Below are 21146 nucleotides of genomic sequence, written 5' to 3' on the forward strand. Positions count from 1 at the left end.
GAGTTTTTCTTCTTGCAATCTGCTTTTTTTAATTATATACTTACTATTAGTACCTAGTCTTAAGAGCGCGGACGGTGTATGTTGAATGAGAAGGAATAAAAAAGAACGGCAGCAATTACTTCAGGAAACGATAAAAATAAATCCATTTATTACAGATGAAGACTTAGCTGAAAAATTTATGGTGAGTGTTCAAACGATTCGTTTAGACCGATTAGAATTATCAATCCCTGAGCTTCGTGAGAGAATCAAGAATGTTGCCGAGAAAAAACTAGATGATGAAGTAAAAGCTTTGCCAATTGATGAAGTTATTGGTGAAATTATAGATATTGAGTTAGACCAAAGTGCAATTTCAATCTTTGATGTAACGAATGAACATGTGTTTAAACGAAACCAAATTGCTCGTGGACATCATCTTTTTGCCCAAGCAAACTCACTAGCAGTTGCTGTAATTAATGATGAGCTTGCCCTAACCGCTAAAGCAAATATTCGTTTTACAAGACAGGTAACAGTAGGGGAAAGGGTAGTCGCTAAAGCGAAAGTAATGGGTTCACAGGAAAAAGGTCGGACGATCGTAGACGTAAATAGCTATGTTGGAAATGAACTCGTATTTTCTGGCGAATTTATAATGTATCGCTCTAATAAACATATAAAAAATGATTCATAATAGAGAACGATACTACCTATAAGAAACAAAAGGAATGATACAAGATGAAAATTGCGATAGATGCAATGGGTGGAGATAATGCACCAGAGGCAATTGTAAAGGGAACAATGACTGCATTAAAGCATTATAAAGACCTTGAAGTTACCCTAATTGGTGATGAAGCGAAAATTCGTCAATACATAACTGAAGAAGAAAGAATAACAATCATACATACAACAGAAATTATTGAAGGTACAGATGAACCTGTCAGGGCTGTTCGAAGAAAAAAGGACGCATCCATGGTCTTAATGGCGAAAGAGGTTAGTGAGGGACGAGCTGATGCCTGTATTTCAGCTGGAAATACAGGGGCACTAATGACGGCAGGACTGTTTATCGTGGGTAGAATTGATGGAATTGATCGTCCGGCATTAGCACCTACACTTCCTACATTAGATAAAAAGGGCTTCCTCATGTTAGATGTGGGAGCAAATGTGGATGCAAAGCCAGAGCATTTGCTTCAATATGCCATAATGGGCTCCATCTACTCGGAAAAGGTGCGAGGAGTTGAAAAACCCAGGGTTGGCTTATTAAATGTCGGAACTGAAGATAAAAAAGGGAATGAACTTACGAAGCATGTTTTTGATTTAATAAAAGCAACAAATCTCAATTTCGTTGGAAACATTGAGGCAAGAGACCTATTAGACGGAGTTGCTGATGTTGTTGTTACAGATGGATTTACAGGAAACGTAGCCTTAAAAACAATCGAAGGTACTGCCCTTTCCATGTTTAAAATGCTCAAAACAGCTTTTACAAGCAATCTAAAGAGTAAAATCGCAGCAGGTCTTTTATTGCCAGAATTAAAGGGATTAAAAAAGACACTGGATTACTCAGAATATGGTGGAGCAGGACTATTTGGGTTAAAGGCACCTGTTATTAAAGCACATGGTTCTTCAGATGCAAATGGTTTGTTTAGTGCAATACGACAAACATACGATATGGTTGAAAAGGATGTTGCAGGAACAATTCGCGAAACATTAGAGGATATGAAATCCAAAGTAGATGAATAGGGGGAATGTAGAATGAGTAAAATTGCATTCGTTTTTCCAGGACAAGGTTCTCAAATTGTAGGAATGGGGAAGGAATTAGCAGACTCTTCCGAAGTGGTACAAGATATTTTTAATAGAGCTGACAAAGCTTTAGATGAGGAGCTATCTTCTCTTATATTTAACGGACCACAGGACACGCTCACATTAACGGTGAACGCACAGCCGTCACTTTTAACAACAAGTATTGCCATTCTTGAAAAGTTCAAGGAAGCAAATATAGCGCCTCATTACGTTGCTGGACATAGTCTTGGCGAATACACGGCATTAGTAGCTTCTGGTGCACTTAGCTTTGAAGATGCGGTACGTACAGTTCGTAAACGCGGGGAATTTATGGAGGAAGCTGTTCCAGCGGGCCAAGGAACGATGGCAGCAATCCTAGGAATGAGCAGTGAGGACTTACAAGCGGTAACAGATGAAATTTCTGATGCAGGTCATCCAGTTCAACTTGCAAATATCAACTGCCCAGGGCAAATTGTTATTTCTGGGGCTGCTGAAGGTGTTAAGCAGGCTTGTGAATTAGCAAAGGAAAAAGGTGCAAAACGTGCAATTCCACTAGAGGTTAGCGGACCGTTTCATTCATCATTGATGGAACCAGCAGCTGAAAAATTACGGTCAGTACTTGATCAAATTGAAATTAATGATGCTTCTGTTCCAGTTGTAGCAAATGTGAATGCGCAGAAAATGGCCTCGGCTGAGCAAATTAAAGAAAATCTAGTAAAGCAATTGTATTCACCTGTACTATGGGAGAATTCAGTTCAATACATGCTCGACCAAGGTGTAGACACCTTTATCGAAATTGGACCTGGAAAGGTGCTTTCCGGATTAATAAAGAAAGTAAATCGTAGAGTTGCAACCTATGCAATCAGCGATATAGAAACACTTGATGCAACAATTCGCTCGTTAAAGGAGAGAAATTAAGATGTTAAATGGCAAAGTAGCATTGGTTACCGGTGCTTCACGTGGAATCGGCCGTACGATTGCAATTGAACTTGCAAAAGCAGGTGCGAAGGTTGCGGTCAACTATTCCGGTAGTGAGCAAAAAGCGAATGAAGTTGTCGATGAAATCAAAGCATTAGGACAAGAAGCTTTTGCAATTCAAGCTAATGTTTCAGATGCAGATTCAGTTTCAACTATGGTAAAAGAGGTTATCTCAACGTTTGGTAGTCTTGATATTCTTGTTAATAACGCAGGAATTACACGCGATAATTTGTTAATGAGAATGAAAGAGGAAGAATGGGATGACGTTATTAATATCAACCTAAAAGGTGTGTTCCTCACAACGAAAGCTGTAACAAGACAAATGATGAAGCAGCGTTCTGGTAAAATTATCAACATCGCCTCTATCGTAGGAGTTAGTGGAAATCCTGGACAAGCTAACTATGTTGCAGCAAAAGCGGGCGTAATCGGCTTAACAAAAACAGCTGCAAAAGAATTAGCGAGCCGTAATATTACCGTTAACGCAGTTGCGCCAGGTTTTATTACGACAGACATGACTGAAAAACTTCCTGAAGATGTGAAAAATGAAATGCTAAAATTAATTCCTCTTGCTAGATTTGGTGAAACAACAGATATTTCTGGAGTTGTGTTATTCCTTGCATCAGATCAAAGTAATTATATGACTGGTCAAACCCTTCATATTGACGGCGGAATGGTTATGTAATAAGAAAAGCACAAGGCACCCGTCTATCGGCGACAAGCATAAGACGAGTGCTGACAGAAGGTGCTCTTTATCTTCCGAAGCGATTGGCTTAGACCCGAGAGCTAGACAACGAAAATAACATAAAGTGCTCAAAGGCGCTTGCGCTTTTCTAGTAAAACCAAATATAATACTTTGAGGGGAGGTGAATGGAAATGGCAGATGTTGTTGAAAGAATTACGAAAATCGTAGTTGACCGTTTAGGTGTAGAAGAATCAGCAGTAACTTTAGAGGCTTCTTTTAAAGATGATCTTGGAGCGGATTCACTAGACGTTGTTGAACTAGTTATGGAACTTGAGGACGAGTTTGACATGGAAATTTCAGACGATGAGGCTGAAAAAATTTCTACAGTTGGTGACGCTGTTAATTACATAAAAAGCCAGCTATAATATTTATAAGATTGTAAAAAAGTCCCGTTAATTAAACGGGGCTTTCTCAATGTCTAGTGCAAGCGCCTAGCCCCTCGAGGTCTAAAACGCGTGTCAAGAAAGTCAAAGAGCGACTTTTTTTGACACAGAACATTAGCTTCTCGGACTTGCACAGGATGTGCTGACGTCTACGTTTGCCACAGGAAGTGGCAGTATTTAGTAGACGTTCCACTCCCAAGGCGCCTGCACTTTTCTAATTGGAGGTCAATAAGGTGAAACGTATAAATAAAGACAAAGGTAATAAGTTCACTCCAAAATTTAAAGCTTTTCAGGAGAGATTAGGCATTCATTTTGATAATGAGAGTCTACTTATTCAAGCATTTACACATTCATCTTATGTGAATGAGCATCGAAAAAAGCCGCATGAGGACAATGAACGGCTTGAATTTTTAGGAGATGCTGTTTTAGAGCTTACCATTTCCCAGTTTCTTTTTAAAAAGTTTCCTATCATGAGCGAGGGTGAGTTAACGAAGATGCGTGCAGCCATTGTTTGTGAGCCATCTTTAGTTACATTTGCAAATGATCTTAAATTTGGGGAACTTGTTTTACTAGGGAAAGGTGAGGAAATGACTGGTGGAAGAGAGCGTCCAGCATTACTTGCTGACGTGTTTGAAGCTTTTATTGGGGCGTTATACCTTGATAAAGGTTTAGAGGTTGTGAACCAGTTTTTAGATCAAACAGTGATTCCTAAAATTAATGCGGGTGCTTTTTCTCATGTGATGGATTATAAGAGTCAGCTACAAGAGCTTGTTCAACGAGATGGGACTGGAAATATCGAGTACAAGGTACTGCAGGAAAAAGGACCAGCTCATAGTCGGGAATTCGTTTCAAGGGTATCCCTAAATGGTGAAGAACTCGGGACAGGTACAGGTCGATCAAAAAAAGAAGCTGAACAGCATGCAGCAGAAATTGCTTTAAATAAGTTGAAGAAAAAATAACAAAAAGTCAACGAATAAGAAGCTGCCCCACGATTTCGTGGGGTTATATTTTTGCCAAATATACATTGTTGTAAAAAGTCATCCAATAAAATACTAGTTTATGTTAAAATATGTAGGACTTTATTATCAATTGAGGGGGAAGTTTATGTTCCTCAAACGTTTAGATATAGTAGGATTTAAATCGTTTGCTGAAAGAATTGCAGTAGATTTTGTACCAGGTGTAACGGCTGTCGTTGGACCAAATGGTAGTGGGAAAAGTAATATCACAGATGGAATCCGTTGGGTTCTTGGAGAACAGTCAGCAAAATCATTGCGTGGCTCGAAAATGGAGGATATCATTTTCGCAGGAAGTGACAGCCGTAAAGCATTGAATGTGGCTGAAGTGACATTAACATTGGATAATGAGGATCATTTTTTACCAATCGATTATCATGAAGTGAGCGTTACACGCCGTGTCTATCGATCAGGTGAAAGTGAATTTTTAATAAATAAACAAACATGTCGCTTAAAGGATATTGTTGATTTATTTATGGATTCCGGGCTTGGCCGTGAAGCTTTTTCAATCATCAGTCAGGGGAAAGTAGAAGAAATTTTAAGCAGTAAAGCTGAAGAACGAAGAAGCATCTTTGAAGAGGCTGCCGGGGTTTTAAAGTATAAAACACGTAAAAAGAAAGCAGAATATAAGCTTGCTGAAACGCAGGAAAATTTAAATCGAGTTAATGACATTATTCATGAGCTTGAATCGCAAATTGAACCACTGCAAATCCAATCTTCAATTGCGAAGGATTATCTTGAGAAAAAAGAAGAACTGGAAACAATTGAGGTTGGCTTAACCGTTTTTGAAATTGAAGATCTTCACGGGAAATGGGAGAAGCTCTCAAAGCTTGTTGAAGAGCATAAAGAGCAGGAACTCGCTTTAAACACAAAACTCCAAAGCAAGGAAGCGAAAATTGAGGAACTACGAACGGGAATAGGGGCGACAGATTCATCTATACATGAACTTCAGCAACTTCTATTACGTACTAGTGAAGAACTTGAAAAATTAGAAGGCCGAAAAGAAGTTTTAAAAGAACGTAAAAAAAATGCCACGCAAAATAAAGATCAGCTTGAAAATTCGATTCTTGATTTATCACAAAAACTGGATAGCGTTACCGAAAGAAAACAAATTGAACAACAACAGCTTTCAGAGCTGAGTGAAGAAGTAAAGGAACTTGAGCAACAGCTAAAAGAAAAACAAATTTTACTTGCTTCGTATGAACAAAACATCGAAGAAAAAATTGAAAACCTAAAGAGCGATTATTTTGAGTTGCTTAATAAACAAGCCTCTTATCGAAATGAAGCGGGTTATATTAAGGAACAGCTTTCACAACAGGAAGCAAAAGTAGCCCGTCTAGATGATTCAAATCAAAAATACCTAACAGAGCGCCAGGAAATACTTGATGAAAAAGTTCGACTCCAAACAAAGCTTTCTGTTATAGAGCAAGAAATTAATCATCAAATTGTTTCTTTTAGAGACGTACAAGCCAAGCTAGAAAATAGCAAGAAAAACTATCAGAAGCAAGAAAGTATGCTTTACCAGGCATATCAATATTTACAACAAACGAAATCAAGAAAAGAAATGCTTGAAGAAATGCAGGATGATTATTCTGGTTTCTTTCAGGGTGTTAAGGAAGTTTTAAAAGCAAGAAACGACCAGCTTGAAGGAATTGAAGGTGCCATTGCCGAGTTAATTCATGTTCCAAAAGATTATGAAACGGCCATTGAAATTGCATTAGGTGCAGCAACACAACATATTGTCGTGGACAACGAAAAAAATGCAAGAACTGCAATCCAGTTTTTAAAGAAAAATTCCTTTGGTCGGGCGACATTTTTACCTATGAACGTAATCAAGGAGCGTTCGATACCTTCGACGCAGTTAGTAGCGATCAAAGGGCATCCTGCTTTTATTGGAGTAGCTTCTGAATTAGTTACCTTTGAAGGAAGATATCGCTCCATTATTGCAAATCTGTTGGGAACGATATTAATTACGACAGATTTAAAAGGTGCAAATGAGCTTGCTTCCCTTGTAGGACATAGGTATCGTGTTGTGACCCTTGAAGGAGATGTTGTCAATCCGGGTGGATCGATGACCGGGGGAGCTGTTAAACAGAAATCAAATTCGTTACTAAGCCGTGGTCGGGAGCTTGAAGCCATTACGGAAAAGCTCACTGATATGGAAACAAAAACTGCTGATCTCGAAAAAACAGTCAAGGATAAGAAAAAGCAAATCGCAGAACAAGAATCCATGCTTGAAAGGTTGCGTCAAGTCGGTGAAACATTGCGCTTAAAAGAGCAAACTATTAAGGGTGAGTACCGTGAAGTTTCTTTAAAAGAGCAGAACGTGAATGAGCATTTGGCATTGTATGATGATGAGAAGCAACAATACCAAGTAGATAAGGAAAGATTGAACGGCCGTTTAGATGAACTAAAGTCTGAATTAACTATTCTTGAAGAGGAGCTTCACTCATTAGATGAAACAATCAGCCAGCTTAATTCGCAAAAATCTGACCAACAGACCTCACGGGAAACGGTGCAAACAGAAATTACGGATCAAAAGGTTATTTTAGCAAGAAAAAAACAGGCGCTTGAACATCAACAAGAAAAAATGAATCGCTTAGAAGAAGAAGTGAATGAGGGGCTTGCTAAACTAACTGAGTTGAAAGAGGATTTAGCGCTACTTGATAATGAAATGACCTCAAGTAACTCTGGAGAAATGGAACTTGAAGAAGCAGCAAAACAAAAATCTAATGATAAAAATGAAACAATTCAAATGATCAGCAATAAAAGAGAGCATCGCCTGAAACTACAAACGACACTTGAAGATCTTGAGCGTGAATTAAAGGAATCAAGACGTCAACATAAGCAGCTTGTTGATATTTTACAGGATGAAGAAGTTAAGGTGAATCGCTTGGATGTTGAATTGGAAAATTGTTTAACACATCTTCGTGAGGAATATTTATTAACCTATGAAGCTGCAAAAGAACAGTTTCCACTTGAAATTGAAGTTTCCGAAGCAAGAAAGAAGGTAAAACTAATAAAGCTTGCAATTGAAGAACTAGGTACGGTGAATCTTGGTGCAATCGATGAATATGACAGGGTTTCTGAACGATATAAGTTCTTAACCGAACAACAAAATGACTTACAGGAAGCAAAGGATACATTGTTCCAGGTGATTGACGAAATGGATGATGAAATGAAAAAGAGATTTGAATCTACTTTTACTAATATTCGCTCCCATTTTGAAACAGTCTTTCAAGCCCTGTTCGGTGGTGGACGAGCAGACCTTCGACTAACAGATCCAAATGATCTTTTAAATACAGGTGTTGAAATTGTTGCTCAGCCTCCTGGGAAAAAACTGCAAAATTTAAGTCTTTTATCCGGTGGAGAAAGGGCATTGACCGCAATTGCGTTGCTATTTTCAATCCTTAAAGTACGTCCTGTTCCATTCTGTGTACTGGATGAGGTTGAAGCAGCACTTGATGAAGCAAATGTATTCCGCTTTGCGCAATATTTAAAAAAATATAGCAAAGAAACTCAATTTATTGTAATCACTCACCGTAAAGGGACAATGGAAGAAGCAGATGTTTTATATGGTGTGACCATGCAAGAATCAGGTGTTTCCAAACTTGTTTCAGTTCGACTTGAAGAAACTAAGGAAATGGTTACGCAGAACTAGATTGAAAGGGGATTGACATGAGTTTTTTAAAGAAATTAAAAGAAAAAATTACAAATCAGGCTGATGCAGTTACTGAAAAATTTAAAGATGGTTTATCAAAAACTCGTAATTCCTTTTCTGAGCGAGTGAATGATTTAGTCGCTCGTTATCGAAAGGTTGATGAGGATTTTTTTGAAGAGCTTGAAGAAATTTTAATTGCAGCTGACGTTGGCGTCTCCACGGTTATGGAATTAATTGATGAGTTAAAGATGGAAGTTAAGAAAAGAAACATTCAGGACACCAAAGAGGTTCAAGGTGTTATTTCAGAAAAACTCGTTGAGATTTACCAAGGCGGTGAGGAACTATCACCAAAGCTAAATATTCAGGATGAAGGACTCACTGTCGTTTTAGTAGTCGGTGTTAATGGTGTTGGTAAAACAACTTCCATTGGAAAAATTGCAAATCGCCTAAAAAATGAAGGTAAATCGGTCCTATTAGCGGCGGGAGATACTTTCCGTGCTGGTGCGATTCAGCAGCTTGAAGTTTGGGGCGACCGTGTTGGGGTTGATGTTATCAAACAATCTGAAGGATCAGATCCAGCTGCAGTTATGTATGATGCAGTTCAAGCGGCAAAATCTCGTAATGTTGATGTGCTAATATGTGATACAGCAGGGCGTCTTCAAAACAAAGTTAATCTAATGAAAGAGCTTGAAAAAGTAAAACGTGTCATCGAACGTGAGTTACCAGGTGCTCCGCATGAAGTGTTACTTGTTCTAGATGCGACAACAGGACAAAACGCTTTAACGCAAGCAAAAACATTCTCTGCGGCTACTGATGTAACAGGAATTGTGCTAACAAAATTAGATGGAACTGCAAAGGGTGGAATTGTCCTTGCGATACGAAATGAACTAAACATTCCTGTAAAACTTGTGGGGCTTGGCGAAAAAGTCGATGACCTTCAAGAATTCGATGCTCAAAATTATGTATACGGCCTATTCGCAGACTTAGTTGAAACAACAGAAGAATAAAACAAACCAAAAAAGCCTGATTCTCAGGCTTTTTTCTATAATTAGCTCAAAGTCATATGGATTTTATCAAGTAAAGTAAATTAACTTGACAACCGATTGGAAAGTAGGTAAACTAGTAACTTGTAAAGGTATTTCACTTAACAAGGGGGAGATACTATGATTGAAAAAACAATGAGAATGAATTATCTCTTTGATTTCTATCAATCGTTGTTAACACCAAAGCAACGAAACTATATGTCTTTATATTATTTAGATGACTTTTCCCTTGGTGAAATAGCAGAGGAATATGAGATTAGTCGTCAAGCGGTCTATGACAATATCAAGCGCACAGAGACAATGCTTGAAGAGTATGAGGAAAAACTGTTACTATTTCAGAAATTTCAAGAGCGCAGGAAACTATTTACTGAACTTAAACGACTTTCACAAAAATATGATGATAGCCTCGAGCTTGAAAATGTGATACAGTTGCTTGAGAAATTAGAATAGGGGGCGGCAAGAATGGCATTTGAAGGATTAGCCGACCGACTGCAAGGAACACTTCAGAAAATTCGTGGTAAAGGAAAAGTATCAGAATCCGATGTAAAGGAAATGATGCGCGAGGTTCGTCTTGCCTTACTTGAAGCAGACGTAAACTTCAAAGTTGTCAAGGATTTTGTAAAGCGTGTTAGTGAAAGAGCTGTTGGACAAGAAGTCATGAAAAGCTTAACTCCAGGACAGCAAGTTATTAAAGTCGTTCAGGAGGAGCTTACCGCATTAATGGGTGGCGAGCAAAGTAAACTTGCAGTTGCCAAAAGACCACCAACTGTTATTATGATGGTTGGTTTACAAGGTGCAGGTAAAACGACTACTACTGGTAAGCTTGCAAATCTATTACGTAAAAAACATAATCGTAAACCACTTCTTGTAGCTGCTGACATCTATCGTCCAGCTGCGATTGACCAATTGCAAACTTTAGGAAAACAACTAAATATGCCGGTCTTTTCACTTGGAGATAAAATTAGTCCGGTTGAAATTGCAAAGCAGGCAATCGAAAAGGCGAAGGAAGAGCATAATGACTATGTAATAATCGATACAGCCGGTCGTTTGCACATCGATGAAGAGCTGATGGACGAACTGAAGCAAGTCAAAGAAGTTGCACAGCCTGATGAGATTTTCCTTGTTGTGGATGCAATGACAGGACAAGATGCAGTCAATGTGGCACAAAGCTTTAATGATTTATTAGGTTTAACAGGTGTTGTTTTAACAAAGCTTGATGGAGATACCCGTGGTGGTGCAGCATTATCCGTAAAGGCTGTTACAAATACACCTATTAAATTTGTGGGTCTTGGTGAAAAGCTAGATGCGCTAGAACCATTCCATCCAGAACGTATGGCTTCACGTATTTTAGGGATGGGGGATGTTCTTTCACTCATCGAAAAAGCCCAAGCGTCTGTTGATGAGGATAAAGCAAAAGAGCTAGAAAAGAAATTTAAATCAATGTCTTTCACATTCGATGATTTCCTAGAACAGTTAGCACAGGTGCGTAAAATGGGTCCTCTTGATGAAATCCTTGGTATGCTACCGGGCGCTAACAAAATGAAGGGTTTGAAGAATGTTCAGGTTGATGATAAACAAATTGGACATGTTGAAGCGATCATTCGCTCCATGACAAAAGCCGAAAGAGAACAACCTGAAATCATTAATTCAAGTCGTAAAAAGCGAATTGCAAAAGGTAGCGGTCGTACTGTCCAAGAGGTAAACCGTTTATTAAAGCAATTTGAAGACATGAAGAAAATGATGAAGCAAATGACAAACATGACTAAAGGTAAGAAAAAAGGATTAAAGTTTCCTTTTATGTAAGTAAAAAAACAAGTAAAAGCCTTGCTTTTCCTTGAAGAAATGTAGTAATAATAACCATTTCATAGATGTAAAGAAAAAACACTTTACAAACAGATGTGGAACAGTTAATATTATATCTTGTTGAAATATTTTCGGAGGTGCTATATAAAATGGCAGTAAAAATTCGTTTAAAACGCATGGGAGCAAAAAAATCTCCTTTCTATCGTATCGTAGTAGCTGATTCTCGTTCACCACGTGATGGACGTCAAATTGAAACACTTGGAACTTATAATCCAGTTGTTCAACCAGCAGAGGTTAAAATTGATGAAGAGTTAGCATTAAAATGGTTACAAACTGGTGCAAAACCATCTGATACTGTTCGTAACTTGTTCTCAAAACAAGGAATTATGGAGAAATTCCATAACGCAAAAAACGGTAAGTAATGGGTAACCTACAGATGAAAGAGTTAATTAAAACAATCGTACAGCCGCTTGTTGATCATCCTGAGGAAGTCGAAGTGACTGAAACTACCGACAACCGTAATATCACGTATTTACTAAGTGTAAGTAAAGACGATATGGGTAAGGTTATCGGGAAGCAAGGCCGTGTTATTAAGGCGATTAGAACTGTTGTCTATGCAGCAGGAACAGGTCATAATAAACGAATTCATCTAGAAATTAACGAATGAAAAGAAAAGTAAAGGCGGCTTGCTCAGAAACTAGAAATCTGGCCGACTAAAAGCGCCACGTCCTGTGGCGATGTCGGCACTAGCACGTCCTGTGCGTCGGAGACTCCGACGAAGAAGCGCTTTTTGCTTCTGCTGGAGGAGTTGAAGATTCTCGAGTTTCTAGCCGCTGCAACTAGACACCAAAAAGGAAAAAGGGAGAGGGCAACCTCCCCCTTTTTTCTGTATAGATGATCAGCACTTGATGAAAAATCTTATGGATTAAATTGTAAGGGTTGTGTTTTGTGTGAAAATCATCCAAACAGTTGAAGTGAAACAAATTTTAACGGAAAATAGTAAAGCAAAGCTCATTGATTCTTTACAAACGAACAAAGCCCAGCTTCTCAAAGAGTGCGATCAGCTTAAATTTGAACTTAAAAAGATGGAAAAATTAAAAAAATTCGATCCTGTTAAAATGAAACGATATTTTACAAATGAAATTGATATCAGACAGGAAAAAGTTAAACAATTCGAGTTTCAAATCGATCAAATACATATGCTACCACTAGGTAGTGAAATAAAAGAAAAAGAAGTCCAATCCATTATTGATTTAAATGAAGGCGACAACTGGGATGAAGCAACAACTGCACGAACAATCGTTATTAAAGAAGGTATAGTTGAAGAAATTCGTTAGGGGTGAAAGAAATGGACAAATGGTATAACGTCGGAAAAATTGTCAACACACATGGAATCAAAGGTGAGGTTCGGATTATTTCAAGAACGGATTTTCCTGAAGAACGATACAAGATAGGAAATACGTTATATATTTTTTTGGAAAATAAAGAACCAATAGAAGTTAAAGTTCAATCATACCGAACTCATAAAAATTTTGATTTAGTTACCTTTGATGGCTTTGAAAACGTTAATGATGTAGAGCCGTTTAAAGGAGCACTAATCAAAGTCCACGAAAGCCAACTCGGGGAACTAGAAGATGGAGAATATTACTTCCATGAAATTATCGGTTGTACGGTTATAACTGAGGAAGGCGAGGAGTTAGGGGCAATTAAAGAGATTTTAACACCAGGTGCTAACGATGTTTGGGTTGTAAAGGGTGCAAAAGGTAAAGAAATATTAATTCCATTTATTGATGATATCGTGAAGGAAATTGATATTGAAGAACAAAGAATTACCATTCACCTCATGGAAGGATTAATTTAACATGAAAATTGATATCTTAACCCTGTTCCCTAACATGTTTAATGGTGTACTAGGTGAATCCATTTTAAAAAAGGCTCAAGAAAAAGAGAAGGTTTCGTTTCGAGTTGTGAATTTTCGTGAATACGCGGATAACAAACATCAAAAAGTAGACGATTACCCATATGGTGGCGGAGCTGGAATGGTATTAATGCCACAGCCAATCTTTGACGCAGTGGAGGACTTAACGAAACAAACACAATCTAAGCCGAAGGTGATTCTTCTATGCCCCCAGGGTGAAAGATTTACCCAACAAAAAGCGGAAAGCTTGGCACAAGAAGAACACCTTATTTTTATCTGTGGTCATTATGAGGGCTATGATGAAAGAATACGTGACCACTTGAGCACAGAAGAAATTTCGATTGGCGATTTTGTCTTAACTGGTGGAGAGCTTGCTGCAATGGTAATCTCTGATAGTGTTGTTCGACTGTTACCAGGTGTTTTGGGAAATGAAGAATCGCCTGTACTTGACTCCCATAGTACGGGGTTATTAGAGCACCCTCATTATACAAGACCCGCAAATTTTAGAGGAATGGCTGTACCCGATGTGTTATTATCAGGAAATCATATGCATATTGAAGATTGGCGGGAAAAAGAATCACTTCGTCGAACCTATCAAAGGAGACCAGATTTACTTGAAAACTACGAGCTATCCCCTAAGCAAAAAAAATGGGTAGAAGAATTTAAATTAGATGAAGAGTAGCTATTGCAACAGCAACAGGATTATGGTAATATACTCTTTGTGACTTGGGCAATTTGTCTCAAGTCTTATTAAGATGTTCCGCTGCAATGAATGGATATTGGTAAGAGCATCTGTTGGAAGGAGTTGAAGAAGACGATGCAAAACATTATTGAAGAAATCACAAAAGAACAATTAAGAACTGACCTTCCTGTATTCCGTCCTGGAGATACTGTACGTGTACACGTGAAAGTTATCGAGGGTACTCGTGAGCGTATTCAGGTATACGAAGGTGTTGTGATTAAGCGTCGTGGTGGAGGAGTTAGCGAAACATTCACTGTTCGTAAGGTATCTTACGGAGTAGGTGTTGAACGTACATTCCCAGTGCATACACCAAAAATTGCGAAGCTTGAAGTAGTACGCCGTGGTAAAGTACGCCGTGCGAAATTATACTACTTACGCGAACTTCGTGGTAAAAAAGCACGTATTAAAGAAATTCGATAATAAAAAAGAAAGGAGCTTGTATGAAAATACCAAGCTCCTTTTACATTTGCATAAGTAATAATTATAATAAGAGAATAATACATATTAAATCTTAGCTTAGGTAGATGAGAAAAGAAGAACAGGTGGAGGAGCAATGATGGCCAAACAAAAAAATGAACTTTGGGAATGGATAAAAGCGTTAGCGATAGCTGTTATCTTAGCAGCTGTTATACGTTATTTTTTCTTTGCGCCGATTGTAGTAGACGGGCTATCAATGATGCCAACTCTTCATCACCAAGACCGTATGATTGTTAACAAAATTGGCTATAAGGTCGGTAAACCGGATCGCTTTGATATTGTTGTCTTTCATGCAACAGTAGAAAAAGATTATATCAAGCGTATCATTGGATTACCCGGTGATCGAATTGAATACAAAAACGATATCCTCTATATCAATGGTGAACCGTATGATGAACCATATCTTGACGATTACAAGAAAAATCTAATCGACGGGCCGCTTACAGACCCATTTGTCTTAGAAGAAGTTCCAGAAGGGCATCTGTTTGTTATGGGGGACAATCGCCGCTATAGTAAAGACTCACGCCATATTGGCCCAGTCCTAATTAGCGAAGTATTAGGAGAAACAAGCTTAATCTACTGGCCGCTATCTGATTTTGGTATTGTAAAATAATCTAAAAGCAGAAACATTCATAAATTTAACCATATAAGTTGGTGAAGAATCTTGACAATTCAATGGTTTCCTGGCCATATGGCAAAAGCAAGGAGACAAGTTACAGAAAAACTCTCACTCATCGATATTGTATTCGAGCTTGTTGATGCTAGAATTCCTGCATCATCTAGAAACCCAATGATCGATGAAATCATCAAAAATAAGCCAAGACTGCTCCTTTTAAACAAAGCCGATATGGCCGATCCAAAAGTAACAAAGGAATGGATCGAGTATTATAAAGAAATTGGTGTGCCTGCCCTCGCTATCAATTCACAAGAAGGTAATGGAATGAAACAAATTGTGAGTGAAGCAAGGGTAATTTTACAAGAGAAATTTGACAAAATGGCGGCTAAAGGGGTTCGACCACGTGCCATTCGTGCGTTAATCGTTGGAATCCCAAATGTAGGAAAATCGACTCTAATAAACCGTTTAGCTAAGAAGAACATCGCTCAAACGGGTAATCGCCCTGGTATAACGAAGGCACAGCAATGGATCAAGGTTGGAAAAGAACTTGAACTACTTGATACACCAGGTATTTTGTGGCCAAAATTCGAAGATCAAGAGGTTGGTTTGAAACTTGCAACAACTGGTGCAATTAAAGATACCATCTTAAACCTACAAGATATTGCAGTCTATGCTCTTCGATTTTTAGAGGAAAACTATCCGGAAAATTTAAAGGAACGTTTTGACCTTGAAGGCATACCGGAAGATATTGTACTGCTTTTTGACGAAATTGCTAAACGTCGTGGCACTAGGATGTCTGGTGGTGTAACTGACTACGACAAAACAGCTGAATTAATAATTCGAGAAATTCGATCTGAAAAACTAGGCAGGCTTACATTTGAAAAACCGGAAAGGTTCGCATGATAGCGAACCTTCATTTTTTTTGGCAAATGTCGATATAAAATACATAGAGCAAACGAAAATGAAGGTGAAGAAATGTCACAATTAACAATCAAAGAAATCGAAAAAAGACTATCCACGATACGTGCCGAAGATGATACGTTCCTAAAAGAGTGTGAACATGATACTCGAAAAGGGGTTCAGGTACTGTTGCAACGCTGGAAAAAGAAAAAGGTTGTACAAAAAGCTTTAGAGCGACAATATAAAGAAATGACCCAATATGAACAAGCACTTTATAATAAAGGCATTACATATATAGCAGGTGTTGATGAAGTAGGTCGAGGACCATTGGCTGGGCCAGTTGTGGCTGCAGCAGTCATTTTGCCCCAAGATGCCTATTTACCAGGCTTAAATGATTCTAAGAAACTGTCTGAACAAAAAAGAGAAGAGCTATTTCAACAAATACATGAATGTGCCATCTCCGTCGGGATTGGGATCATACCGGCTAATGTTATTGACGATGTTAATATTTATCAAGCTACAAAACAGGCAATGAAAAAGGCCATATTAAGTTTATCTGTAAGGCCGGACCATCTTTTAGTTGACGCCATGGAAATACCAGTTGGTATCGCGCAAACCTCTATCATAAAAGGGGATGCGAGCAGTGTGTCCATTGCTGCAGGCTCCATCATTGCAAAAGTAACTAGAGACCGTCTCATGGTACGTTTAAGTCACGATTATCCACAATACGGATTTGAAAATCACATGGGATATGGGACGGCATATCATCTTGATGCTCTTAAAAAATATGGTGTTACGTGTGAGCATCGTCGTTCATATGCTCCAATACGAGAGTTAATAGAGGTAAAATGATGATACCAATCCACTTATTTCAAGCGTTAATGAAGAGTGAAGCCTTTCAAAAGCTTCACTCTCTTTCAAATACAAATCAAAGTGAACTAAAGACACAAAATCCTACCAATAATCTATCTAGTTTTTTACCAACATTAAAGGGAGAAATAACAGAAAATGTGGTCCATCAAAGCCGTTTGCTTCAAACGGACACTGTAGAACTAACATCGAATGACTCGACTCAATTTTTCCAGCAACAAATTACCTTTCATAATCCAGCTTATCCTAATTTTTCAATTCGAATGGATGGAAAGAAGAAACAAGGTAAAATCGATCCAGATTTTTGCCATCTTCTTTTTTCGTTAGAACTCGAATATTTAAAAGATGTAGTTATTGATGTAAAAGTTCAATACCGTATTCTATCCATTACTATCTTTAATGACACAGAAGGAATCGGAGCGTTAGTTGAGGAACTAAAACCGACTCTCCAAACCAATTTAGAGAAAAATGGCTATCAGATTTCATCGATTAAAATTAGTAAGCCAACTTCAGAAGGTAACCAAGTAACGAAAACAAGGTTTGAAGGGTTTAATGAAAGAGTTGATGTGAAAATATGAAAAAATTATCGGATACGAATAAAATGAAGGCAGTAGCTTTGTCATATGATAAAAAGATTGATTCTGAGCCAAAGATTGTTGCAAAGGGTAAGGGTGAGATTGCTCAAAATATAATCAAGATGGCCGAGGTCCATGATATTCCAATTCAGGAGGATACCGCATTAGTAGAGCTATTAGGGGAGCTAAAATTAAATGAGGGGATTCCCGAGGAACTGTACCAGGTTATTGCAGAAATCTTTGCTTTTATTTATAAAATGGATAAAAGCTTTGAGAATTCAGATAGATAGTTTTTTGATATAGTATTTTTTGAAATTCACAGAAAAAAGAACAAATTTATGCGAAATGGTAGACAAGCAGTCTTTTCGGTTATAAAATGAAAGCGCAGTCTAATTTTTGTCTGTTTTGCATCATTAAGAATCGGGAGATAGCCCTGACATTAAATGATGTAATTTTTCTATGCAAATAGTATTTTTCTGAAAAATTGTAATTGTCATAGAAAGTTAATAAAAGAAAATGTATAATAACATTTTGACTGACAAAAAATTCTTTGCTTTTTACATGAGAATGGAGGATGGGAAATGAATATCCATGAGTATCAAGGAAAAGAGATCCTCAGACAATATGGGGTAGCTGTTCCAAATGGTAAGGTTGCATTCACGGTTGATGAGGCTGTTGAAGCTGCAAAAGAACTTGGATCCCAAGTTTGTGTAGTTAAAGCACAAATTCACGCAGGGGGTCGTGGTAAAGCTGGTGGGGTTAAAGTAGCGAAAAACCTAGATGAGGTTCGTACATATGCTAATGAAATCCTAGGTAAAACACTTGTTACACACCAAACAGGTCCAGAAGGTAAAGAAGTAAAACGTCTTCTAATTGAAGAAGGCTGCGATATTAAAAAAGAGTACTATATTGGACTAGTACTTGATCGTGCAACTTCTCGCGTTGTTTTAATGGCATCTGAAGAAGGTGGAACAGAAATCGAAGAGGTTGCTGAAAAAACACCTGAAAAGATTTTCAAAGAAGTAATTGATCCTATTGTTGGATTATTACCATTCCAAGCTCGTCGAATCGCATTTAATATTAACATTCCAAAAGAATTAGTGAATCAAGCCGTTAAATTTATGACAGCTTTATACACTGCATTCGTTGAAAAGGATTGCTCGATTGCTGAAATTAACCCGTTAGTTGTAACTGGTGATGGTAAGGTTATGGCTCTTGACGCAAAATTAAACTTTGATGCAAACGCATTATACCGTCAAAAGGACGTATTAGAATATCGTGACTTAGACGAAGAGGATGCGAAGGAAATTGAAGCATCTAAATATGACTTAAGCTATATTTCTCTTGATGGAAACATCGGCTGTATGGTAAACGGTGCAGGTCTTGCGATGTCAACAATGGACATCATTAAACATTACGGCGGGGACCCTGCGAACTTCCTTGATGTTGGGGGCGGCGCGACAGCTAAGAAAGTAACAGAAGCATTTAAAATCATTCTATCAGATGAAAACGTTAAAGGTATTTTTGTAAATATCTTTGGTGGAATTATGAAGTGTGATGTGATTGCAGAAGGTGTTGTAGCTGCAACGAAAGAAGTAGGCTTAGAAATTCCTCTAGTAGTACGTCTTGAAGGGACAAACGTTGATTTAGGTAAAAAGATTTTAAACGAATCTGGTCTTAACATTACTGCTGCTGAATCAATGGCAGATGGTGCACAAAAAATCGTATCACTAGTAGGGTAAGAAAGGCAGGGGACAAACATGAGTGTTTTTGTTAATAAAGATACAAAAGTAATTGTTCAAGGGATAACAGGTGCTACGGCCCTTTTCCATACAAAACAAATGCTTGAATATGGCACTAAAATTGTGGGTGGTACTTCACCTGGTAAGGGTGGAACTGAGGTAGAAGGTGTTCCTGTATTCAATACTGTAAAAGAAGCAGTAGATCAAACAGGCGCAACAGCTTCTGTCATTTATGTTCCTGCTCCGTTTGCTGCAGATGCAATCATGGAAGCAGTTGATGCAGGACTAGATCTAGCAATCTGTATTACAGAGCATATTCCAGTATTAGACATGGTGAAAGTGAAACGCTATATGGAAGGTAAAAAGACTCGTTTAGTCGGTCCTAACTGCCCTGGTGTTATCACAGCTGACGAATGTAAAATTGGTATTATGCCTGGATATATTCATAAAAAAGGCCATGTAGGAGTTGTATCGCGTTCTGGTACGTTAACATATGAGGCTGTACATCAATTAACACAAGCTGGCATTGGTCAAACAACAGCTGTAGGTATTGGTGGGGACCCTGTTAACGGAACGAACTTCATCGACGTCTTAAAAGCGTTTAATGAAGATGATGAAACATATGCGGTTATCATGATTGGTGAAATTGGTGGAACAGCTGAAGAAGAAGCTGCTGAGTGGGTAAAAGCAAACATGACTAAACCAGTTGTAGGGTTTATCGGTGGACAAACTGCACCTCCAGGAAAGCGTATGGGCCATGCTGGTGCGATTATTTCTGGTGGTAAAGGTACAGCTGCTGAAAAGATCAAGACAATGAATGAATGTGGAATTAAGGTTGCTGAAACACCATCAGTAATGGGAGAAACATTAATTTCGGTTCTTAAAGAAAAAGGTTTATACGAAAAGTGTAAAACGCACTAATAAATAGATGAAATGGGGCAGTTCTGTTTGAAGAACTGTCTCTTTCTGATGAAAAAAGGAGATTCTATGGAAAAAATTCGTGAAAATTTAATACATCTCCACCATTGTCGGGGAATAGGCTGGAAATCTATTTTTCGAATCCTACAGCATGACCCCACACTTTCTTCCATTTATCATTATCCCCAAGCTTTTTATGAAAAAATCCTTCCATTAACAAAAAATCAGGTGAGTATTTTTTTAAAAGATTTGCATTCTTTATCAATCCAAAGTATGCTAAAACAATATAGCAATAATAATGTGGGGATTATTACCATATTTGATCAAGAGTATCCTCGGCTTCTGAAACAAATTTATGACCCACCATGGGTATTATATTTTGCCGGAGACAAGTCTTTATTAAACAGTGAGAAATTATTAAGTGTAGTAGGCTCTCGTACACCAACTGCAATAAGCAAGCAAAGTATGACAAAGGTGTTGGTGCCTTTAATTAAGCAAAATTGGGTATTGGTTAGTGGTTTGGCGCGTGGAATAGATACAATGGCTCATAGGTTAGCAATCGATCATAACGGGAAAACCATTGCGGTCATCGCTGGCGGCCTTCAACATATTTATCCTCTTGAAAACAAAGAGTTGGCAACTACTATCACTCAAAATCATATACTAATTTCTGAATATCCCCCGTTTACAAAGCCAGAAAAATGGCAGTTCCCGATGCGGAATCGAATAATAAGTGGTTTGACACAAGGTACATTAGTTGTTGAAGCCAAGGAAAGAAGCGGTTCGTTAATCACAGCTGATCAAGCACTGAATCAGGGCAGAGAGGTTTTTGCGATTCCTGGGTCCATATTAGAACTTTCATGTGTTGGAACGAATAAATTAATTCAGTCAGGAGCAAAAATGGTGCTTAACAGCGAGGATGTTTTATCGGAAATCTGTTAAAATACTTAAAAAATTGAATAAAAAGCGTATAAAAATAATCATAACAGTTTGACAAACTGGTCGTGAATATTTAA

General features: G+C 38.1%; 24 protein-coding genes. All 24 read left to right on the forward strand.

Annotation, left to right across the window (positions count from 1 at the left end; genetic code table 11):
* Positions 1-85: 85 nt before the first annotated feature.
* The 24 genes from fapR (at position 86) to dprA (ending at position 21072) form a co-directional block, all read left to right on the forward strand.
* Positions 86-664: a transcription factor FapR gene (gene fapR / locus V7112_RS01820; RefSeq protein ID WP_335414520.1), complete on the forward strand. Its 579-nt coding sequence runs from the start codon at positions 86-88 to the stop codon at positions 662-664.
* Between the two features lie 44 nt (positions 665-708).
* A complete protein-coding gene (gene plsX / locus V7112_RS01825) occupies positions 709-1710 on the forward strand; it encodes a phosphate acyltransferase PlsX (protein ID WP_335414522.1) in 1002 nt (333 codons plus the stop codon).
* 12 nt (positions 1711-1722) lie between these two features.
* Complete coding sequence (fabD, locus tag V7112_RS01830) at positions 1723-2667, forward strand: ACP S-malonyltransferase (RefSeq protein ID WP_335414525.1); 945 nt, start codon at positions 1723-1725, stop codon at positions 2665-2667.
* A gap of 1 nt (position 2668) precedes the next feature.
* Positions 2669-3409: a 3-oxoacyl-[acyl-carrier-protein] reductase gene (gene fabG / locus V7112_RS01835; protein WP_335414528.1), complete on the forward strand. Its 741-nt coding sequence runs from the start codon at positions 2669-2671 to the stop codon at positions 3407-3409.
* A 191-nt stretch (positions 3410-3600) separates the two neighbouring features.
* Entirely contained in the window at positions 3601-3834 is a 234-nt protein-coding gene (locus V7112_RS01840) for an acyl carrier protein (protein WP_335414531.1), read from the forward strand.
* Between the two features lie 251 nt (positions 3835-4085).
* Positions 4086-4811: a ribonuclease III gene (rnc, locus tag V7112_RS01845; protein ID WP_335414534.1), complete on the forward strand. Its 726-nt coding sequence runs from the start codon at positions 4086-4088 to the stop codon at positions 4809-4811.
* A gap of 145 nt (positions 4812-4956) precedes the next feature.
* Positions 4957-8526, forward strand: coding sequence for a chromosome segregation protein SMC (smc, locus tag V7112_RS01850; protein ID WP_335414537.1), 3570 nt, complete (start codon positions 4957-4959; stop codon positions 8524-8526).
* 17 nt (positions 8527-8543) lie between these two features.
* On the forward strand, positions 8544-9533 hold the full coding sequence (gene ftsY, locus V7112_RS01855; protein WP_335414540.1) for a signal recognition particle-docking protein FtsY: 990 nt from the start codon (positions 8544-8546) through the stop codon (positions 9531-9533).
* Between the two features lie 156 nt (positions 9534-9689).
* Positions 9690-10019, forward strand: coding sequence for a putative DNA-binding protein (locus tag V7112_RS01860; RefSeq protein ID WP_335414544.1), 330 nt, complete (start codon positions 9690-9692; stop codon positions 10017-10019).
* A gap of 12 nt (positions 10020-10031) precedes the next feature.
* Positions 10032-11372: a signal recognition particle protein gene (ffh, locus tag V7112_RS01865; RefSeq protein WP_335414547.1), complete on the forward strand. Its 1341-nt coding sequence runs from the start codon at positions 10032-10034 to the stop codon at positions 11370-11372.
* A 149-nt stretch (positions 11373-11521) separates the two neighbouring features.
* The gene (rpsP, locus tag V7112_RS01870) at positions 11522-11794 is read left to right on the forward strand and encodes a 30S ribosomal protein S16 (protein ID WP_335368983.1); all 273 of its coding nucleotides are present in this window, start codon (positions 11522-11524) and stop codon (positions 11792-11794) included.
* Positions 11795-11808: 14 nt separating this feature from the next.
* A complete protein-coding gene (locus V7112_RS01875) occupies positions 11809-12039 on the forward strand; it encodes a KH domain-containing protein (protein ID WP_335414550.1) in 231 nt (76 codons plus the stop codon).
* Positions 12040-12322: 283 nt separating this feature from the next.
* Positions 12323-12709: a YlqD family protein gene (locus V7112_RS01880; RefSeq protein ID WP_335414553.1), complete on the forward strand. Its 387-nt coding sequence runs from the start codon at positions 12323-12325 to the stop codon at positions 12707-12709.
* An 11-nt stretch (positions 12710-12720) separates the two neighbouring features.
* Positions 12721-13233, forward strand: a complete 513-nt coding sequence (rimM, locus tag V7112_RS01885) for a ribosome maturation factor RimM (protein WP_335414557.1) — start codon at positions 12721-12723, stop codon at positions 13231-13233.
* Between the two features lies 1 nt (position 13234).
* Positions 13235-13972: a tRNA (guanosine(37)-N1)-methyltransferase TrmD gene (gene trmD / locus V7112_RS01890; RefSeq protein WP_335414560.1), complete on the forward strand. Its 738-nt coding sequence runs from the start codon at positions 13235-13237 to the stop codon at positions 13970-13972.
* A 135-nt stretch (positions 13973-14107) separates the two neighbouring features.
* Positions 14108-14452, forward strand: a complete 345-nt coding sequence (rplS, locus tag V7112_RS01895) for a 50S ribosomal protein L19 (RefSeq protein ID WP_057996892.1) — start codon at positions 14108-14110, stop codon at positions 14450-14452.
* 136 nt (positions 14453-14588) lie between these two features.
* Positions 14589-15122, forward strand: a complete 534-nt coding sequence (lepB, locus tag V7112_RS01900) for a signal peptidase I (protein WP_335414563.1) — start codon at positions 14589-14591, stop codon at positions 15120-15122.
* A gap of 51 nt (positions 15123-15173) precedes the next feature.
* Positions 15174-16028 carry a ribosome biogenesis GTPase YlqF gene (gene ylqF / locus V7112_RS01905; RefSeq protein ID WP_335414567.1) on the forward strand — a complete coding sequence of 285 codons (855 nt, stop codon included), beginning with the start codon at positions 15174-15176 and terminating at the stop codon, positions 16026-16028.
* A gap of 72 nt (positions 16029-16100) precedes the next feature.
* Positions 16101-16877: a ribonuclease HII gene (locus tag V7112_RS01910; protein ID WP_335414570.1), complete on the forward strand. Its 777-nt coding sequence runs from the start codon at positions 16101-16103 to the stop codon at positions 16875-16877.
* Positions 16877-17473 (forward strand): hypothetical protein, encoded by a 597-nt coding sequence (locus V7112_RS01915; RefSeq protein WP_335414574.1) that lies wholly within the window; start codon positions 16877-16879, stop codon positions 17471-17473. Before V7112_RS01910 ends, V7112_RS01915 begins: the two co-directional genes overlap by 1 nt.
* Entirely contained in the window at positions 17470-17760 is a 291-nt protein-coding gene (locus tag V7112_RS01920) for an EscU/YscU/HrcU family type III secretion system export apparatus switch protein (protein WP_335414579.1), read from the forward strand. The genes V7112_RS01915 and V7112_RS01920 overlap by 4 nt, the downstream gene beginning before the upstream one ends.
* A 291-nt stretch (positions 17761-18051) precedes the next feature.
* Positions 18052-19212 carry an ADP-forming succinate--CoA ligase subunit beta gene (gene sucC / locus V7112_RS01925; protein ID WP_335414582.1) on the forward strand — a complete coding sequence of 387 codons (1161 nt, stop codon included), beginning with the start codon at positions 18052-18054 and terminating at the stop codon, positions 19210-19212.
* Positions 19213-19230: 18 nt separating this feature from the next.
* On the forward strand, positions 19231-20133 hold the full coding sequence (sucD, locus tag V7112_RS01930) for a succinate--CoA ligase subunit alpha (protein WP_335414585.1): 903 nt from the start codon (positions 19231-19233) through the stop codon (positions 20131-20133).
* 66 nt (positions 20134-20199) lie between these two features.
* A complete protein-coding gene (gene dprA, locus V7112_RS01935; RefSeq protein WP_335414587.1) occupies positions 20200-21072 on the forward strand; it encodes a DNA-processing protein DprA in 873 nt (290 codons plus the stop codon).
* The last annotated feature ends 74 nt before the right edge of the window (positions 21073-21146 follow it).

The organism is Bacillus sp. JJ1566 (assembly GCF_036962685.1).
Lineage (GTDB): Bacteria > Bacillota > Bacilli > Bacillales > Bacillaceae_L > Ferdinandcohnia.

Bases quoted from the DNA above. Each gene is read 5' to 3' on its own strand.
- fapR (WP_335414520.1), top strand. From the start codon at position 86: ATGAGAAGGAATAAAAAAGAACGGCAGCAATTACTTCAGGAAACGATA.
- plsX (WP_335414522.1), top strand. From the start codon at position 709: ATGAAAATTGCGATAGATGCAATGGGTGGAGATAATGCACCAGAGGCA.
- fabD (WP_335414525.1), top strand. From the start codon at position 1,723: ATGAGTAAAATTGCATTCGTTTTTCCAGGACAAGGTTCTCAAATTGTA.
- fabG (WP_335414528.1), top strand. From the start codon at position 2,669: ATGTTAAATGGCAAAGTAGCATTGGTTACCGGTGCTTCACGTGGAATC.
- V7112_RS01840 (WP_335414531.1), top strand. From the start codon at position 3,601: ATGGCAGATGTTGTTGAAAGAATTACGAAAATCGTAGTTGACCGTTTA.
- smc (WP_335414537.1), top strand. From the start codon at position 4,957: ATGTTCCTCAAACGTTTAGATATAGTAGGATTTAAATCGTTTGCTGAA.
- ftsY (WP_335414540.1), top strand. From the start codon at position 8,544: ATGAGTTTTTTAAAGAAATTAAAAGAAAAAATTACAAATCAGGCTGAT.
- V7112_RS01860 (WP_335414544.1), top strand. From the start codon at position 9,690: ATGATTGAAAAAACAATGAGAATGAATTATCTCTTTGATTTCTATCAA.
- ffh (WP_335414547.1), top strand. From the start codon at position 10,032: ATGGCATTTGAAGGATTAGCCGACCGACTGCAAGGAACACTTCAGAAA.
- rpsP (WP_335368983.1), top strand. From the start codon at position 11,522: ATGGCAGTAAAAATTCGTTTAAAACGCATGGGAGCAAAAAAATCTCCT.
- V7112_RS01875 (WP_335414550.1), top strand. From the start codon at position 11,809: ATGAAAGAGTTAATTAAAACAATCGTACAGCCGCTTGTTGATCATCCT.
- rimM (WP_335414557.1), top strand. From the start codon at position 12,721: ATGGACAAATGGTATAACGTCGGAAAAATTGTCAACACACATGGAATC.
- trmD (WP_335414560.1), top strand. From the start codon at position 13,235: ATGAAAATTGATATCTTAACCCTGTTCCCTAACATGTTTAATGGTGTA.
- rplS (WP_057996892.1), top strand. From the start codon at position 14,108: ATGCAAAACATTATTGAAGAAATCACAAAAGAACAATTAAGAACTGAC.
- lepB (WP_335414563.1), top strand. From the start codon at position 14,589: ATGGCCAAACAAAAAAATGAACTTTGGGAATGGATAAAAGCGTTAGCG.
- V7112_RS01910 (WP_335414570.1), top strand. From the start codon at position 16,101: ATGTCACAATTAACAATCAAAGAAATCGAAAAAAGACTATCCACGATA.
- V7112_RS01915 (WP_335414574.1), top strand. From the start codon at position 16,877: ATGATACCAATCCACTTATTTCAAGCGTTAATGAAGAGTGAAGCCTTT.
- V7112_RS01920 (WP_335414579.1), top strand. From the start codon at position 17,470: ATGAAAAAATTATCGGATACGAATAAAATGAAGGCAGTAGCTTTGTCA.
- sucC (WP_335414582.1), top strand. From the start codon at position 18,052: ATGAATATCCATGAGTATCAAGGAAAAGAGATCCTCAGACAATATGGG.
- sucD (WP_335414585.1), top strand. From the start codon at position 19,231: ATGAGTGTTTTTGTTAATAAAGATACAAAAGTAATTGTTCAAGGGATA.
- dprA (WP_335414587.1), top strand. From the start codon at position 20,200: ATGGAAAAAATTCGTGAAAATTTAATACATCTCCACCATTGTCGGGGA.